Consider the following 14,756-nt stretch of genomic DNA (forward strand, 5'->3'; position numbering starts at 1 on the left):
CCACCTCCACCGCTCCCACCCCCAGCGCCTCCGCCAGTGCCGCCCCGGGCGGCTGGCAGGCGGTCGGGGGCGCGGACCACGGGACGATGAGCCAGGACTCCGGGGTCTCGCGCAGCGGAGCCGGCTCACTCAGACTCACCGTCCCGGCCGGCGGGTACGTCTACGCCGACCTGGCCTCGCGGATGGCCGCCGAGCCCGGGCCGCACACCTACGCCGCCTGGATCAGGACCGAGGGTCCCGCATACCAGCAGGTCTGCATGTACCTGCTGTTCTACGACGCCGCGGGCCGTCCGGTCGGCTCGGCCCACAACGCGCTCGCCTTCGGCGGCACCCACGACTGGGAGTACGTCTCGATCACCCTGGACACGCCCAGTGGGGCGACCAGCGCCGATCTCCAGTTGCGGCTCGACGACCGGGGACTGAGCCGGGGCGGCTCCGCCTGGTTCGACGACATCACGGTGGCGGGGTCGTGAGAATTCCCGGGGAAATGCCGGAGCCCGTAAGCCGACCGTAATGCTTGCGGGTAACGGGTGAGCGGTTCCGAGCGGAACGGAATCACCCGGGGAGGGATTTACGGTGCGGGTGCGGGAATGCGGCACGCGCGCGCGGCGGCCTGCGGAAGAGGACGTCGTCTGCCCGTTTCCCGCTGTCGGACTCGGTATCGTTCCGCGGCGCCGCGGCCGCGGCGCCGGCGAGCCCTTCGGCGGGCGCCCGGGCACCGCCGCGCCGACGGCCTCGGCCACCGGCGCGGCGGTGCCCGGACAGCACTGCTGCCGACCGTCAACTGGCCTTGAAGGTGAACCAGTTGAGGTTGACGAAGTCGGCGGCCTGGCCGCTGCTGAAGGTGAGGCAGACGGTGTGCGTCCCGGTGGCGCCGCTGATCGCGGCGGGGACGGTCCGCCAGGACTGCCAGCCGCCGGTGTTGCCGACCGAGAGGCTGCCCACGACCGGGCCGGTGGGGCTCGCGAGCCGGATCTGGATCAGGCCGCTGACCCCGGCCGCGGCTCCGGAGGCCACCCGGGCCTGGAACTGGGTGGCCCCGGCGCTGCCGAAGTCGATGTCGTCGTAGCTGAGCCAGTCCCCGTTGGCGATCCAGCCGACGTCCTGGCCCCCGCCGGTGTCGCCGCAGGCCTCGGTCGCGGTGCCGGACTGCCCGGCGAAGGACTCGGCCTGGATGGTGCCGAACGCGCTGGTCCCGCCGCCCGCCGTCGCCGTTGCCGTGGGCGTGGGCGTCGGGGTGGCGGTCGACCCGCCGCTTCCGCCCTGCCCCGCACCGACGCTGATGGTGAGTGAGGTCGGCGACGCCGACTGCACCCGGCCCTCGAAGTCGACCCCGGCGGGGTGGACGTCGTCGTACGGGAAGGCGTAGCCCAGGTGGTCGGTGGCGGTCTGGTGCAGGATCCGGGCGTAGTGGTTGGTCCGCGGCTGCTGGTAGAACGCGGACGGGTCCTCGCCGTCCGGCTGGTTGGCGTCGGCCAGCAGCGTGGTGCGGTTGAGGGCCGCGGCGAGTCGGGCGCTGAGGTTGCCCATCTCGTCGTTGCCGGTGGTGAACGGGGCGCTGCTGCAGTTGAACACCGCCGCGGTGCTGGGCTTGGTGAAGCTGCCCACGCCGGGGAAGTTCAGCACGCCGTTGCTCACGCGTCCGGTGGTGCTGCCCCAGGAGGCCTGGGTGTCGATCACCAGGTCGGTGCTCTGGTACTTCGTCCAGACCTGGTCGATGTAGCTGTCCAGGTATCCGCTGAACAGCGAAGGGGTACTGGTGATCGCGGTATTGGGGCTGAGCACCCGGAGCGCCGCGCCGGACGCGTCGGTGACGATCAGCTTGGCCCAGTCGCCGCCGTCGCTCGCCGCCTGGGCGCGCAGCGCGGACGCCACCGTTTCCAGCCCGCCGGCCGGCAGCCCGTTCACTGTCTGCTCGCCCTGGGGCGTCTGCAGGTCGAACGAGATCGGCACCGACGCGAAGTCGACATAGCTGATGTTGGCGTACAGCTGGTTCGTGTCGTAGGTGAACTCGCAGAAGCTGTACGGCGTGGCGATGTTGGGGTCGCTGGGATTGGACACCGACGGCATGGCGATGCCGGGGCCGGGGTTGACCAGGAAGGTGAGCTTCTTGCCGACGGAGAAGTAGATCCGTCCGCTGGCGAGGTGCGGGACGTAGATTGTGCGGGCCGGCGCGCCGGGGGCGGACAGGGCGATGGCGCAGTCGGCGCCGAGCGCCGCACCGGGCGCGCTGGGGGACGGCGGGTGGTACAGCGTGCTCCCGTCGGACTGCAGGAAGGCCCAGCTGTTGCCCTGGTTGAGGTCCAGGCCCAGGACGTAGGCGTAGACCGTGGCGGACGAGGTGTTGTTGGCCAGTTGGACGGGGAGGGTGGCGGCCGTGCTGGCCGAGGCGGTGCGGCGCACGGTGGTGAGCAGGACCGGGGCGGCGACAGCCGCTATCGAGGCGCTGATCAGCTTGCGGCGGGAGATCACGTCATGCTCCTGGGGGCCGGACAGCCGGGCGTGGGGGTCGCAGGGCGGTCGTGACGGACGGTCAGAATGTCATGGACACTCTGGTACCGGCTTTCAGCCTCGTCAAGATCTGGCGCTTGAAAGCGCTCTCAATGCAACCTTAAATAAAACTCTTGAACGCTTCGGATGCCTCCCGAACTGTGCGCAAGGGCTGGATAGCCTGTCCGTATGACTGTTGCGCTGGTGCTCCTGCCGCGGGTCTGCTTTCGCGGCCGGGCGATCGGCGGAGCCAGGCTGCACGCTCTGCTCGCCCTGCTCGCCGCGGACCTGCGGGCGGGGTGCGGCAGCGCCGGGCTCGTGGAGGGCATCTGGCCGGACCAGCAGCCGGCCAACCCGGCCAAGGCGCTGCAGGTCCTGGTCTCGCGGGCAAGGGCGCAGCTCGGCCCCGGTGCCATCGTCGGCACTCCGCTGGGATACCGCCTCGCACTGGACGAGGACCAGGTCGACACCTCGGCCGCGCTGCTCAGGTCGGCCGCGAGCGCGCGGCACGCGGCCGACGGCGACCATGCGGCGGCGCTCGCGCACGCGGAGGCAGGCCTGGCGCTGTGGGAAGGGGCCGGCGCCGCGACCGCGGACGTCCGGGCCGGCGATGCGCTGTCCGCGCTCCGTGCGGCACGGGCGTCGACGTTCCGGTCGCTGTCGCGGGCCCGGGCACTGTCACTGTCCCGGCTGGACCGCGCCGCCGAGGCGGTCGAGCCCTTGGGCGAGCTGATCCGGGCGCGGCCCCGGGACGAGGAGGTGCTGGCGGAGCTGCTGCGCTGCGAGGCGGCCACGGTGGGTCCGTCCGCGGCACTGGCCAGGTACGACGCCTACCGGCGGGCGCTTCGGGACGAGCTCGGCAGCGATCCCGGCCCGGCCCTGCAAGGGCTGCACCGGCAGTTGCTGCAGGGCGGCAGGCCGGCACTCCGGCACGGCGTCCCGCATGAGCCCAACGCGTTGGTCGGCCGCGAGGACGACCTCGCTGCCGTCGCGGGTCTGCTGCGCAGTTCCCGGGTCACCTCGATCGTCGGCGCCGGGGGCCTGGGCAAGACCCGGCTGGCCCAGGCCGTCGCCCGCCGGGCGGCGCAGCGCGCGGTGCACCTGGTGCCGCTGGCCGGCGTCAGCACCGACGACGGCGTCGCCGCGGAGGTCGCGTCGGCGCTGGGCGTCGGGGAAGCCGGACCGGGCGCGGGCGGGCATCCGGTCGCCCGCCCGGTCGGACGTACGGCGGATGTGCTCACCGGTATCGTGCAGGCCCTCGGACCGGGTCCGGCGCTGCTGGTGCTGGACAACTGCGAGCAGGTGCTCCCGGGCGTCGCCGGGCTGGTGCGGGACCTGGTGTCGCTCAGCGGCGAGCTTCGGGTGCTCACCACCAGCCGGGCCCCGCTCGGTCTGTCGTCCGAATCCGTGTACCTGCTGCCGGAGTTGAGCCTGCCGACGGCCGTGGAGCTGTTCCGGCAGCGGGCCCGGGCCGCCCGTCCCGGGGTGCTGCTGCCGGTGGACGGGGTGCGCGAGCTGTGCGGCCGGTTGGACGGTCTGCCGCTGGCCGTGGAGCTGGCGGCGGCGCGGGTGCGGGTGCTGTCGGTCGCCGAGATCGCCCGCAGGCTGGAGGACCGCTTCGCGCTGCTGCGCGGCGGCGCCCGGGACGCGCCGGCGCGGCACCGGACCCTGCACGCCGTCATCGACTGGAGCTGGAGCCTGCTCGACCCGGCCGCGCAGGCGGCGATGCGGGCACTGTCGTTCTTCCCCGGCGGCTTCACCGCCGACGCCGCGCGGCACCTGCTCGGCGGCGCGGACGCGGCCGACGACACGGACATGCTGGGGATCCTGGAGCGGCTGGTGGACCAGTCGCTGCTCAAGGTCGCCGACACTCCGTCAGGAGCCCGCTTCCGGATGCTGGAGACCGTGCGCGAGTTCAGCGCCGCCCGCCGGGGCGAGGCAGGCGGGAACGACCGGGTGGCGGACCGGTTCCTGGCCTGGGCCCGTGGCTTCGGCCTGGCCCGGCACGAGTCGGTGTACGGCCCCGACCTGGTCGGCGCGGTGCGGCTGATCAGGGCGGAGCAGGACAATCTGCTGCTGGCCCTGCGGCTCGGCCTGGACCGCGAGGACGGCGGGACGGTCGCGGCGTGCTCCGCGCTGCTGGGCGGCCTGTGGACGGCCGAGGCCAACTTCGCGCGGATGGCGACGCTGGGCGGGGAGACCGCCCGGGTGCTGTCGCACTTCCGCCCGGGCCCCGACTTCGTCGAGGTGGTCCGGACGGCCGCGGTGCTGGCGGCGATCAGCGCGTTCCTGCTCCAACTGCCCGGTGCGGCCCGCTCGCTGACCACCCTGCGCCGGCTGCCTGCGGCGCGGCCGGACACCCTGGTCAGGGCCATGGAGCTGGTAATGCGCGCCTTGACCGGGGCGCCGGGGTCGGAGCCGGCGGTGCTCCGGGAACTGAGCGGCAGCGACGCCCCGCTGCTGGCCGCCACCGCCGAGTACGTGGCCGGCTATGTGCACGAGCACGACAACGACCTGGACGCGGCACTGGCAGCGGCCCGGCGGATGCTGGTCGCCTTCGACCGCAGCGGGAGCCCGTCGCTGTGGCTGCTGGCCCACTCCCGGGTCGGCGAGCTGTGCCTGCTGCTCGACCTGGGGAAGGAGGCGCGGCACCACCTGGGCGAGGTGCTGCCGGTGGTGGAGGAGGTCGGCGCGCGGTCCAGCGCGGTGCGGGTGCGCTGGGCGCTGGTGGGTGCGAACCTGCAGCTCGGCGCGGTGGACGAGGCCGAGTACTGGCTGGAACAGGCGGTCGACTCCGGCGGCGACGAGGCGGGCGGTCTGCCGATGTTCGACTCGGGCGTGCGCGCCGAGATCCTGCTGGCCCGCGGCGAGGCCGAGGCCGGCCTGCAGCTGTGGCGGCGGGCCGCCGAGCGGCTGCGGAGCGGCGGCAGCGGTCTGCCCATCGGCGGCCGCAGGCCCGAACTCGACCGGTACGGGTTGGAGATCCAGGCTGTCTCCGTGATCGCGCACGCCCAGCACGGTCGCCTGGACCTGGCGGGGCCCTTCGTCGGCGAGCTGCCCGGGACGCTGTCGCGGTTGGTCGCGCGGCCGCCCGCCGAACCGGGTGCGCCCTACTCGGACCTGCCCTTCTGCGGCGTGCTGCTGCTGGCACTGGCCGTGGTGGACCTGGCCGGTCCCCCCGGCCCGGGCGTCAACGGCACGGCGGTGCGGATGATCGCGCTGGCCGAACGGCTGCGGTTCTCGCGCAGCTTCCAGCCGACCATGTCCGCCGCCCGGGCCCGGCAGACCGCCGAGCAGGCGGACCGGCCGGCCTACGCCGACGCGGTGTCGGAGTACGCTGGCCTCGGCCCGGACGCCCTGTGGGCCGCGGTGGCGGCCGCGCTGCTGACGCGGAGTCAGCTCACAGCCGCAGGTCCCGCTTGAACAGGGCCCGCGCCCACAGGTAGCCGATCAGCGCCAGCCCGACGGACCAGGCGCACGCGACCACTGCGCTGTGGCCGATCGGAGCACCCGTCAGCAGCCGGCGGAGGGCGTCGATGATCGGGGTGAACGGCTCGTTCTGGGCGAACCAGCGCACCGCTCCGGACATCGAGCCGGTGGGCACGAAGGCGCTGCTGATGAACGGCAGGAGCTGGACCAGCAGGGTGAAGCCGCTGGTTCCCTCCGCGGTCCTGGCCGCCAGTCCGACGGCGACCGCCAGCCAGGTCAGGGCCAGGGCCACCAGCGCGAAGAGGCCTGCCACCGCCAGCCAGTCGAGCAAGCCGGCCGACGAGCGGAAGCCCATCAGCAGGGCCACACCGACCACCAGGACCCCGGTGGCCAGCGTCCGGATCATGGCCCCGGCGACATGGCCGGTCAGCACCGCGGTACGGGAGATCGGCATGGTGCGGAACCGGGAGATGATCCCCTCGGTGGCGTCCCGGTTCACCGCCATCGCGGTGGAGGAGGCGCCGTAGCCGACGGTGATCAGCAGGATGCCGGGCATGACGAAGTCGATGTAGTGGCCGCCGCGCGGTACCGCCCCCACCCCGAGCGCGCCGCCGAAGACGCCGACGAACAGCAGCAGGAGCAGGATCGGCACCCCCAGGGACACGATGAGCGCCACCGGGTAGCGCAGGTTGTGGCGCAGATTGCGGCGCAGCATGGTCGCCGAGTCGCTGACGGAGTAACCGAGGGTGCTCATCGCACTGCCTCCTTCTCGGTGGTCCCGGTGGTCCCGGTGGACTCGGTGGTGGTCCGGTCGGTCCCGGTGGTCGGGTGGCCGGTGAGGGCGAAGAAGACGTCGTCGAGGTCGGGTGTGTGCACCGACAGCTCCTGGACGTCGAGGCCGTCGCGGTCGAGCCGGTCGAGCAGCGCGCGAAGGGACCGCACACTGCCGTCGCCGGGGACCTGCAGGCTGAGCGCGTCGCGGTCCGGGGTGGCCCCCGCCAGCGCCCGGGCGGCCGCGTCGAGGCTGTCGGCGTCGGCGAACTGCAACTGGATGTGGCCGCCCGGGATCCGGCTCTTCAGCTCCGCCGCGGTTCCCTCGGCGACCAGTGTCCCGTGGTCGAGCACGGCGATCCGGTCGGCGAGCTCATCGGCCTCGTCCAGCTGCTGGGTCGTCAGGAAGATCGTGGTGCCTCCCGCCGCGAGCCGGCGGATGATCTGCCACATGGTGCGGCGGCTGCGCGGGTCCAGACCGGTGGTGGGCTCGTCGAGGAAGATGATGCGCGGGTCGCCGACCAGCGTCATCGCCAGGTCGAGCCGGCGCCGCATGCCGCCGGAGTAGGTCGCGGCGGTCTTCCCGGCCGCCTCGGCCAGGTCGAAGCGCCGCAGCAGCTCGGCGGCGCGGCGTCGGCCCCCGACCCGTCCCAGGTGGTGCAGGTCGGCCATCAGGACCAGGTTCTCCTCGCCGGTGAGCAGCCCGTCGACGGCGGAGAACTGGCCGGTGACCCCGATCGCCGCGCGCACCAGGTCGGGGTGGAGCGCCGGATCGTGGCCCCCGACGCGGATCCCGCCGCCGTCGGGGGCGCTCAGGGTCGACAGGATGTGGACGGTGGTGGTCTTGCCGGCACCGTTGGGACCGAGCAGCGCGAAGATCGTTCCCTCGGCGACCTCCAGGTCGATGCCGTCGAGCACCACCTGGTCGCCGAACGACTTGCGCAGCCCGGTCACCGCGATCGCCGGTGCGGATGCAGCGGGGGTCATGGTTCTTCCTCCGTACGGGTGGCGCCTGCGGCCACGACCACACCGAGGGTGCGCCCCACCGGACTCACCGCGATTTCAGCGCGGTTTCACGGGCTTTCAGGCCAGCAGCCCCTCCACGGCGGTCTTCAGGTCGGCGATGGCGGCGCGGTAGAAGCGGGGGCCGTAGGAGACGCGGGCCACGCCCAGCTTCCTGAGCGCGGCCAGGTCCAGGGCGCCGGGGTTGCCGTTGACGGGTCCCGGCAGCTCGGCGACCAGGGTGGCGAGGTCGTCCGGCCGGGACACGCCGATCGGGTAGACGCAGTCGGCGCCGGCCTCGCGGTAGAGCCGGCCGCGGCGGACCGTCTCGGCGACCCGCTCCGGCTCCGGTACTCCGTTGGCGGGCAGGAAGGTGTCCACCCGGGCGTTGACGACGATCGGGATCCCGGCGTCGTCCGCGGCCGAGCGCACCCGGGCCAGCCAGTCGGCCTGCGCCCCGGCCTCGACCAGGCCGCCCGCCCGGTGGTCGGTGTCCTCCAGGTTGCAGCCCACGGCCCCGATCTCCAGCAGCCGGTCCACCAGCTCGCGCGGCTCCATGCCGTACCCGGCCTCGGCGTCCACCGTCACCGGGACCGGCACCGCCCGGGCGATCCGTCCGGCCGCGGCGAACATCTCCTGCCAGGGCGCGCCCTGGCCGTCCGGGAAGCCGAGCATCGCCGAGACGGCGGCACTGGCGGTGGCCACCACGGGGAAGCCCGCTCCGGCCACGACCGCGGCGCTCGCCGCGTCCCAGACGTTGGGCAGCACCAGCATCCCGTCGTGGTGCAGCTCGCGCAGCCGCTCGGCCTGGGCCTTCAGGTCCTTGGTCTCAGTGGTCATCGATGTCCTCCGGGTCGGTGCATCAGGTCGGAATCCGCCGGGCGCCCCATTGTCCGCCGCGGTCCCGCTCGGAGGTACGGATACCGCCCGCGCCGGAAACTCATCGGTCCGGACAGCGGGGTGGCAGGGTGCCTTCAGGATCCGGTCAGTCCCGGGGCCTTGAACAGGGCCGGGAGCACGGCGGCGAGATCGAGCTCGGCGCCTGCCTGCAGGCTCGCGGCGGCCCGGACGGCGTCGATGGCGATGGCCGCGGAGTTTGGGCTGTCCTCGACCTCCAGGCGCACCTCCATCGAGAAGGGCATCCCCAGGTAGCCGGAGCCCACGATCCGGATGTAGCCGACCTTCCGGTCCTTGAGCTGGGCGATGTGATCGCTGGGGCCCAGGTCCATGGCCGTCTCCGGGGAGACGAGTTCGCGCAGGGCGGTGGCCTTGGTCACCCGCTTGGCCGCGGACCGGCCGGTGTCCCGCAGATTGAGGAAGTCGGTGTTGCCGCCGATGTTCAGCTGGTAGGTGGCGTCCACGGTGACGCCCTGCCTGTTCAGGGCGGACAGCAGGGCCTGGTGCACGGTGGTCGAGCCGATGTGGCTCTTCATGTCGTCACCAAGGAGCGTGGCGCCGGCGTCCCGGAAGCGCTGCTGCCAGGTGGCCGACCGCCCCAGCCGCGCCGGGGTGCAGTTGACCAGCGAGCACCCCGCCCGGACCGCCGCGTCGGCATACAGTTCGGCGGCGGCCTGTGCGCCGGTGGGCAGGAAGACGACCAGAATCTCGGAACCGGAGTTCCTCATTTCGGCCGCAATGTCGGCGGCGGTGGTCCGGTCTGCCGCCTCGTGGACCTGGACGATATCGGCGAGCGGTCCTGACACACCGTCCGCGAGCGCACCGACCGTGACCGGGGGCAGCGGCGCGGTGACGTCGACATAGTGCGTGGTGCAGTTCGGTTCGACCAGGATTGCCTTCTCCAGCGGCACTCCGATTTTTCTGGCGTCGACATCGAAAGCGGCTGTGATCCGAATGTCGCGCACCGGAACGGATTCCAGGCCGGGGGCCAGATCGGTGTGCCGGACCGTGCCGTTGCTGACCCCGTGCAATGCCTGGACCAGGGCAGAACTGCAGTTTCCGATACCCGCTATGGCTATGTTGGGCATACGTCCACTCCTCCCGTGCGGTTGTCCTGACGCTCCAGCAGTAGATCGGAGTCCCGGGGCCGGCACAAGACAGGGTGCGGACTGTCTGTCTTCGGGCGGTTGTTCGCCCTTGTCCGGCTATGGCCGCGCCTTGCATTATTCAAACCTCCTTGCGGAAATTGACGTATTGACATGCCGGAGGTGTTGGGGTTCGCTCGAAAGCCATGAATGCCTGGACGGGGGAGGCGAAATCCGTGCCGCAGGTCCGTTTATCGAGCGCTGTGATGGCGCATCCCAGCCGCGCCGGTGCGGCCTTCCGGCTCCGGAACGGCCTGGTCGATTTGGCGCCCGAGGTGGTATTCGACCCGGACCCCGAAGGGCCGCCGACCGCGCTGCGCACCGCCCGCCGCGCCTGGAGCGCGGTCGCGCCGGGCGCCACCCACCACCTGGTGCTCCAGGACGACGCCGTGCCGAGTGCGGGCTTCGCCGCCCAGGCCGCCGCGGCCGCCGGCGCCAGGCCCGACGACGCGCTGGCGTTCTTCACCGAGTGGGGGTCCCGCACCGCGCACATGGTCCGTATCGCCGCGCTCACCGGGGCCTCCTGGGCGCGTTCCGTGGACGAGTACGTACCCGCGCCGGTGCTGATGCTGCCGGCTCACATCGCCGGCGGATTCGACGAGTACGCCGCGCTGAAGGCCGAGCCGGGCACACCCGACGACGTCGTCCTCGACGACTACCTGCGTGAACTCGGGGTCGGCTGCTACGTGTCGGTGCCGAACCTCGCCGACCACCTGGAGACGCCCAGCCTCACGGGCAACGACCACCTGGGCGCGCGCCGCTGCGTCTGCCTGCCGGCCGAGGCCGACCCGCCGCCGGACTGGACCGGCCCCGCGGTCGAGGCGCTGCCGATGGTGCCTCAGTTCTCCTGGTGGGAGGGGCTGTCCTGCATCCGGGTCCGGGACGGCGACCGCTACCGCAAGGAGTGGACCGCGCCGGTCCTGGCCGGCCGGGGGCTCGGCGCGGCCGAGTTGGACGCGGCGTGCGCGGCGGCGGTGCCGGCCGCGGTGCGCGAGATCGTCAGCGGGATGCTGATCCGGCAGTGGTGGCTGACCGCCTGCGCCCTGGGCATGGTCGCGGCCGATCTGGGCCTGTCCGCCGAGCGCGTCCCGGCCGCGGCCCGGCAGCCGGTCGCGGCCCGGGCGCTGGCGACGATGTTCCCCGGCGGGGTACGGCGGTTCCTGCCGGCCGGGCAGTTCGAGCGGGCCGCCGGCCTGATGCTGGAACCGCTGGTGGCGGCGCTGTGCCTGGGGGCGCAGTACGGCGGGGAGGCGTACCGGGACGCGGAGGACGTCGGGGGAGCAGTCCCGGCGTGACCGCGATCGAGGTGCGCGAGGTCAGCAAGCGGTTCCGGCTGCGGGGGCCGCTGCTCAGGCGCGGCAGGCAGCCGCGCCGGGAGACGGTCGCCCTGGACCGGGTGAGCCTGGAGATCGGCGCAGGTGAGTTCGTCGGACTGCTCGGGCAGAACGGCGCCGGGAAGTCGACGCTGGTCCGGGTGATGACCGGGCTGCTGGTGCCGGACAGCGGGACGGTGCGGGTGCTCGGGCTCGACCCCAACCGGGACCAGGTGCGGAATGCTGCCAACATCGGAGTGACGTTCGGTCAGCGCACCCAGCTGTGGTGGGACCTGCGGGCCCGCGACTCCTTCGGGATCCTGCGCGACATGTACGGCCTGCCGGAGCCGGTGTTCGTCCGGCGGATGCGCGAACTCGACGACGTCCTCGGCCTGTCCGGGTTCTGGGACACCCAGGCGCGGCACCTCTCGCTGGGCCAGCGGGTGCGCTGCGACCTGGCCGCCGCGGTGCTGCACCGGCCGCTGGTGCTCTTCCTGGACGAGCCGACCATCGGCCTGGACGTGCTGGTGCGGTCCCAGGTGCGGGCGATGCTCGCCGACCTGGCCCGCACCGGGGACCATGCGATCGTGCTGACCACCCATGACGTCGACGACGTCGAGGCGCTCTGCCCCCGGATCGTGCTGATCGACCGGGGGCGGCCGCTCTTCGACGGCACCCTCGCCGACCTGACCGGCATCGGCGGGCGGTCCGGCACGGTGACGGTGGAGCTGACGGCGGGCGGCGGCGGGCCGGTCCGGCTGCCGGGGGCCCGACTGCTGGAGCTGGACGGCGTCCGCGCCACCTACGCCCTGGATCCCGGGGTGGGCCAGGAGGAGTTCGCAGCCCGGCTGCTGGGCGCGGGCGGGGTGCGGTCGATCGACTTCGAGGGCGTCCGGCTGGAGGACGTGCTCCGCTCGGTCTACGCCGGCGACCACAGCCGGCTGGGCGGTCCCCCGGCACCCGTCCTTCCGGCCGCGCCGGCGCCGCCGTGACCGGCGCCGTGCACCGGCTGGCCCGGATCGCGCCGCTCGCCGAGTGCATGCGCGGCACCAGGCTGGCGACGACCGGATTCGTGGTCGTCACCCAGGTCCTGCTCTACGCCGAGCTGTGGCGGGCGCTCTACGCGCACACCGCCGAGGTGGCCGGGCTGGACGTCCGACAGGCCGTCAGCTACTCCACCCTGGCGACCCTGGCCACCACCGCCCGGGCCATGCGCGGTGCGACCGGGGAGTCCGTCAAGACCCGGATCCTGGACGGCTCGATCGCCTACTGGTTCCTCCGTCCGGTGAGCGCGCGCCGGTACCGCGCCTGGTACGGGGTGGGCGAAGCGCTGTACTCCTCGGCCTGGGTGGCCGCCGGACTGGCGCTCGGGCTGGTCCTGGGGCTGGTCGCGCCGCCCGCCTCGGCCGCGGTGGCCGCACTGTCGGCGGTCAGCTTCGGGCTCGGCCTGGTGGTGCTCTACTACCTGACCCTGCTGATCGACCTGGTCGCCTTCTGGACGGTCTCCACGGAGGGCGTCACCCGGTTCTACGAGTTCGTGCAGGCGCTGCTGTCCGGGGCGCTGATCCCGCTGTGGTTCCTCCCCGGCCCGCTCGCCGCCGTGGTGACCCGGCTGCCGTTCGCGGCCGGGGTGTCGACCCCGGTCTCGCTGTACGCGGGGCGGATCGCCCCGGCCGGTGCGGCGGGCCCGCTGGCCGTACAGGTCGGCTGGTGCCTGGTGCTGGCGGTGCTCACGGCCGCCGTCTGGCGCCGCGCGGGACGCCGTCTGGTGGTGCTGGGCGGATGACGGGGGTCGCGCGGACGACCGCGGGCGCGCGGACACGCCGGGCCTGGCGGGCCGCCGGGGCCACCGGCCGGGCCGGCCTGCGTGAACGGCTGGCCGACAAGGCGGACTTCGCCCTGGCGATCGTGAACGGGGTGACCTACCAGGTCACCGTGCTGCTGTTCGCGACCGTCGTGTTCACCCGGTTCCCGCCGCTGGCCGGCTGGACCGTGGGCCAGGTGCTGCTGGTGAGCAGCGTCCGGCTGCTGGCGCACGCCGTGTTCGTGCTGGGGTTCACCAATGTCAGGGAGATCCCCTATCTGATCCGTCAGGGACGGTTCGACAGCTTCCTGCTGCGCCCGGCGCCGGTGCTGCTGCAGGTGTGCACCAGCCGGTTCCCGCTGAACGCGGTGGGCGACCTCACCGTCGCCGTGACCTCGCTCGGCGTCTGCCTGTCGATGCTGCGGCTGGACTGGACCCCGGCCCGGGCCGGCTTCCTGGTCCTCGCGGTGGCGAGCGGAGCCGTGCTGGAGCTGGCGCTCGCGCTGTGCACGGCGGGCGTGGTGCTGCTCCGCCCCGGCAGCGAGGCGTTGTTCTCCTGGCTGGACACGGTGATCGGCTCTTTCGGCAACTACCCGCTGAACGTGTTCCCCGCGGTGCTGCGGGCGGCGTTCACCTTCGTACTGCCGGTGGCGTTCGTGGCGTTCTACCCGGTGGCGGCGGTGCTGGGGAAGGCGGACACGGTTCCGTACGGCCCGGCGCTGACCCTGGTGGCGCCGCTGGTCGCACTGGTCTGGCTGGGGGTGGGCCGCTGGGCCTGGCGCGCGGGGCTGCGGGCCTATCGGCGGCACGGGTGGTGACCCAGCTGGTGGCGCGGGCGCTGACGCGGCAGCACCGCGCCCCCGTCCGGACCGCTGGACGCGGTACGGACGGGGGCGCCCGGTTGCCCCTTCGCGGGTCGGGCCTATCTCTTGGTGGGACGGCCCAGTGACATCACCATCCCGACCGCGGCCAGTCCCAGCGCGCAGCAGACGCCGCCGATGACCACGTTGTTCCAGATCATTCCGGCCGTGGGGTGGTGTCCGACGGTCACCACCCAGGGCGAGATGATCAGCCAGACGCCGATCGCCGCGACGACGCCGCTCAGCCGGAACATCCGCTCGGGCGCGAGCGTGAGCCCCATCCCGATCACGGCCAGGGCGATGCCCAGGATGAGGTTGTTGACCAGCAGGTTGTTGTTGCTGGGGCCGAAGTGCACGACCCACGGGGAGATCGCCGCGTAGAGGCCGGCGAGGAGCACCAGGCCGTCGATGGCGACGACGCCACGGCGGCTCTCCATTCGGGCGTACCGCGCCCGCATCTCGGCCACGTCAGGGTGGGCCGCGATGTCGGGGCCACGATTCGCGATGTGAGCCATTCTGATCGCCTTCTTCCGGAAAAGCATGAAAGGCCCTGTGTTCCTCCACTTTCCCCTTTATTGTCCGGTTCACTCATCTGCACGGCGCGTCTCTGTCCGAGCGATCAGCCCACCGCGTCGCGGGGCACCGGCGCATGGCTCAGGGCCTCGGCGAGGGCCTGCCGCTGAGCCGCGGTGAGGTCCTGGAGGCACTGGTCGTCCCGCAGCCGGGCGCGCTTGAGCAGGTCGTGGGCGGTGAGCCAGTCCACCCCCGGCAGCGCCCGGAACAGCGCGCCGACCGGCATCGACGCCGCCGCCGGATCACCGCTGCCCGCGGCGATCAGCACCCGGGCCAGCCCGGTCACCCCGTCGGCGGCCACGGCGGCCAGCAGCCGCTCCTGTGCGCGGTGCTGCACGGACTGCTCCGGCACAGCGGGGTCACGGTCGAATTCGGTCGACATGGCAGGCTCCTCACGGTCCGGGCCGACGGACGGCGTGCTCCCTTCCATTCTCGTCCTGTCCGGCGGCGCCGTCGGTGCCACTTCGGTACC

The 14,756-nt window shown here is 73.1% G+C and carries 12 protein-coding genes and 1 pseudogene; 6 read left to right on the forward strand and 7 right to left on the reverse strand.

Annotated elements, in window-relative coordinates:
- Positions 1-473: pseudogene (locus TR46_RS42170) on the forward strand (hypothetical protein); the annotation flags it as partial.
- Positions 474-780: 307 nt separating this feature from the next.
- Here the strand turns inward: TR46_RS42170 and TR46_RS09305 are convergent.
- Complete coding sequence (locus TR46_RS09305; RefSeq protein WP_042396685.1) at positions 781-2,472, reverse strand: beta-1,3-glucanase family protein; 1,692 nt, start codon at positions 2,470-2,472, stop codon at positions 781-783.
- A 207-nt stretch (positions 2,473-2,679) separates the two neighbouring features.
- On the opposite strand from TR46_RS09305, the gene TR46_RS09310 reads away from it, so the two are divergent.
- Positions 2,680-5,913 (forward strand): ATP-binding protein, encoded by a 3,234-nt coding sequence (locus TR46_RS09310; protein ID WP_042396688.1) that lies wholly within the window; start codon positions 2,680-2,682, stop codon positions 5,911-5,913.
- Here the strand turns inward: TR46_RS09310 and TR46_RS09315 are convergent.
- From TR46_RS09315 to TR46_RS09330, 4 genes are all read right to left on the reverse strand, one after another.
- A complete protein-coding gene (locus TR46_RS09315; protein ID WP_042396692.1) occupies positions 5,891-6,673 on the reverse strand; it encodes an ABC transporter permease in 783 nt (260 codons plus the stop codon). The two genes, TR46_RS09310 and TR46_RS09315, sit on opposite strands and share 23 nt — an antisense overlap.
- On the reverse strand, positions 6,670-7,677 hold the full coding sequence (locus tag TR46_RS09320; protein ID WP_042396694.1) for an ATP-binding cassette domain-containing protein: 1,008 nt from the start codon (positions 7,675-7,677) through the stop codon (positions 6,670-6,672). The genes TR46_RS09315 and TR46_RS09320 overlap by 4 nt, the downstream gene beginning before the upstream one ends.
- Positions 7,678-7,773: 96 nt before the next feature.
- Positions 7,774-8,532, reverse strand: coding sequence for an isocitrate lyase/PEP mutase family protein (locus TR46_RS09325; protein ID WP_042396700.1), 759 nt, complete (start codon positions 8,530-8,532; stop codon positions 7,774-7,776).
- 134 nt (positions 8,533-8,666) lie between these two features.
- Positions 8,667-9,677, reverse strand: coding sequence for an inositol-3-phosphate synthase (locus tag TR46_RS09330; RefSeq protein ID WP_152626372.1), 1,011 nt, complete (start codon positions 9,675-9,677; stop codon positions 8,667-8,669).
- A gap of 263 nt (positions 9,678-9,940) precedes the next feature.
- Here TR46_RS09330 and TR46_RS45005 point away from each other — a divergent pair, with 263 nt between their 5' ends.
- From TR46_RS45005 to TR46_RS09350, 4 genes are read left to right on the forward strand one after another with little or no spacing between them, the layout of a single operon-like run.
- On the forward strand, positions 9,941-11,029 hold the full coding sequence (locus tag TR46_RS45005; RefSeq protein ID WP_052432656.1) for a hypothetical protein: 1,089 nt from the start codon (positions 9,941-9,943) through the stop codon (positions 11,027-11,029).
- Positions 11,026-12,039 (forward strand): ABC transporter ATP-binding protein, encoded by a 1,014-nt coding sequence (locus TR46_RS09340; RefSeq protein ID WP_042396702.1) that lies wholly within the window; start codon positions 11,026-11,028, stop codon positions 12,037-12,039. Before TR46_RS45005 ends, TR46_RS09340 begins: the two co-directional genes overlap by 4 nt.
- Positions 12,036-12,833, forward strand: a complete 798-nt coding sequence (locus TR46_RS09345) for an ABC-2 family transporter protein (RefSeq protein WP_152626374.1) — start codon at positions 12,036-12,038, stop codon at positions 12,831-12,833. Before TR46_RS09340 ends, TR46_RS09345 begins: the two co-directional genes overlap by 4 nt.
- Positions 12,830-13,669: an ABC transporter permease gene (locus TR46_RS09350; protein WP_052432658.1), complete on the forward strand. Its 840-nt coding sequence runs from the start codon at positions 12,830-12,832 to the stop codon at positions 13,667-13,669. The genes TR46_RS09345 and TR46_RS09350 overlap by 4 nt, the downstream gene beginning before the upstream one ends.
- A 104-nt stretch (positions 13,670-13,773) precedes the next feature.
- Here the strand turns inward: TR46_RS09350 and TR46_RS09355 are convergent, their stop codons facing one another.
- Both TR46_RS09355 and TR46_RS37770 read right to left on the reverse strand, forming a co-directional pair.
- Complete coding sequence (locus tag TR46_RS09355) at positions 13,774-14,226, reverse strand: SPW repeat protein (RefSeq protein ID WP_042397060.1); 453 nt, start codon at positions 14,224-14,226, stop codon at positions 13,774-13,776.
- 104 nt (positions 14,227-14,330) lie between these two features.
- Positions 14,331-14,666: a hypothetical protein gene (locus tag TR46_RS37770; protein WP_052432659.1), complete on the reverse strand. Its 336-nt coding sequence runs from the start codon at positions 14,664-14,666 to the stop codon at positions 14,331-14,333.
- Positions 14,667-14,756: the final 90 nt, after the last annotated feature.

Origin of the sequence: Streptacidiphilus carbonis (genome assembly GCF_000787775.1) — a bacterium.
Taxonomy (GTDB): Bacteria; Actinomycetota; Actinomycetes; order Streptomycetales; family Streptomycetaceae; genus Streptacidiphilus; species Streptacidiphilus carbonis.

What these genes read in the sequence shown, in the direction of transcription:
- TR46_RS45005 (WP_052432656.1), top strand. Translation starts at nt 9,941, where the DNA reads ATGGCGCATCCCAGCCGCGCCGGTGCGGCCTTCCGGCTCCGGAACGGC.
- TR46_RS09350 (WP_052432658.1), top strand. Translation starts at nt 12,830, where the DNA reads ATGACGGGGGTCGCGCGGACGACCGCGGGCGCGCGGACACGCCGGGCC.
- TR46_RS09310 (WP_042396688.1), top strand. Translation starts at nt 2,680, where the DNA reads ATGACTGTTGCGCTGGTGCTCCTGCCGCGGGTCTGCTTTCGCGGCCGG.
- TR46_RS37770 (WP_052432659.1), bottom strand. Translation starts at nt 14,666, where the DNA reads ATGTCGACCGAATTCGACCGTGACCCCGCTGTGCCGGAGCAGTCCGTG.
- TR46_RS09355 (WP_042397060.1), bottom strand. Translation starts at nt 14,226, where the DNA reads ATGGCTCACATCGCGAATCGTGGCCCCGACATCGCGGCCCACCCTGAC.
- TR46_RS09320 (WP_042396694.1), bottom strand. Translation starts at nt 7,677, where the DNA reads ATGACCCCCGCTGCATCCGCACCGGCGATCGCGGTGACCGGGCTGCGC.
- TR46_RS09325 (WP_042396700.1), bottom strand. Translation starts at nt 8,532, where the DNA reads ATGACCACTGAGACCAAGGACCTGAAGGCCCAGGCCGAGCGGCTGCGC.
- TR46_RS09315 (WP_042396692.1), bottom strand. Translation starts at nt 6,673, where the DNA reads ATGAGCACCCTCGGTTACTCCGTCAGCGACTCGGCGACCATGCTGCGC.
- TR46_RS09330 (WP_152626372.1), bottom strand. Translation starts at nt 9,677, where the DNA reads ATGCCCAACATAGCCATAGCGGGTATCGGAAACTGCAGTTCTGCCCTG.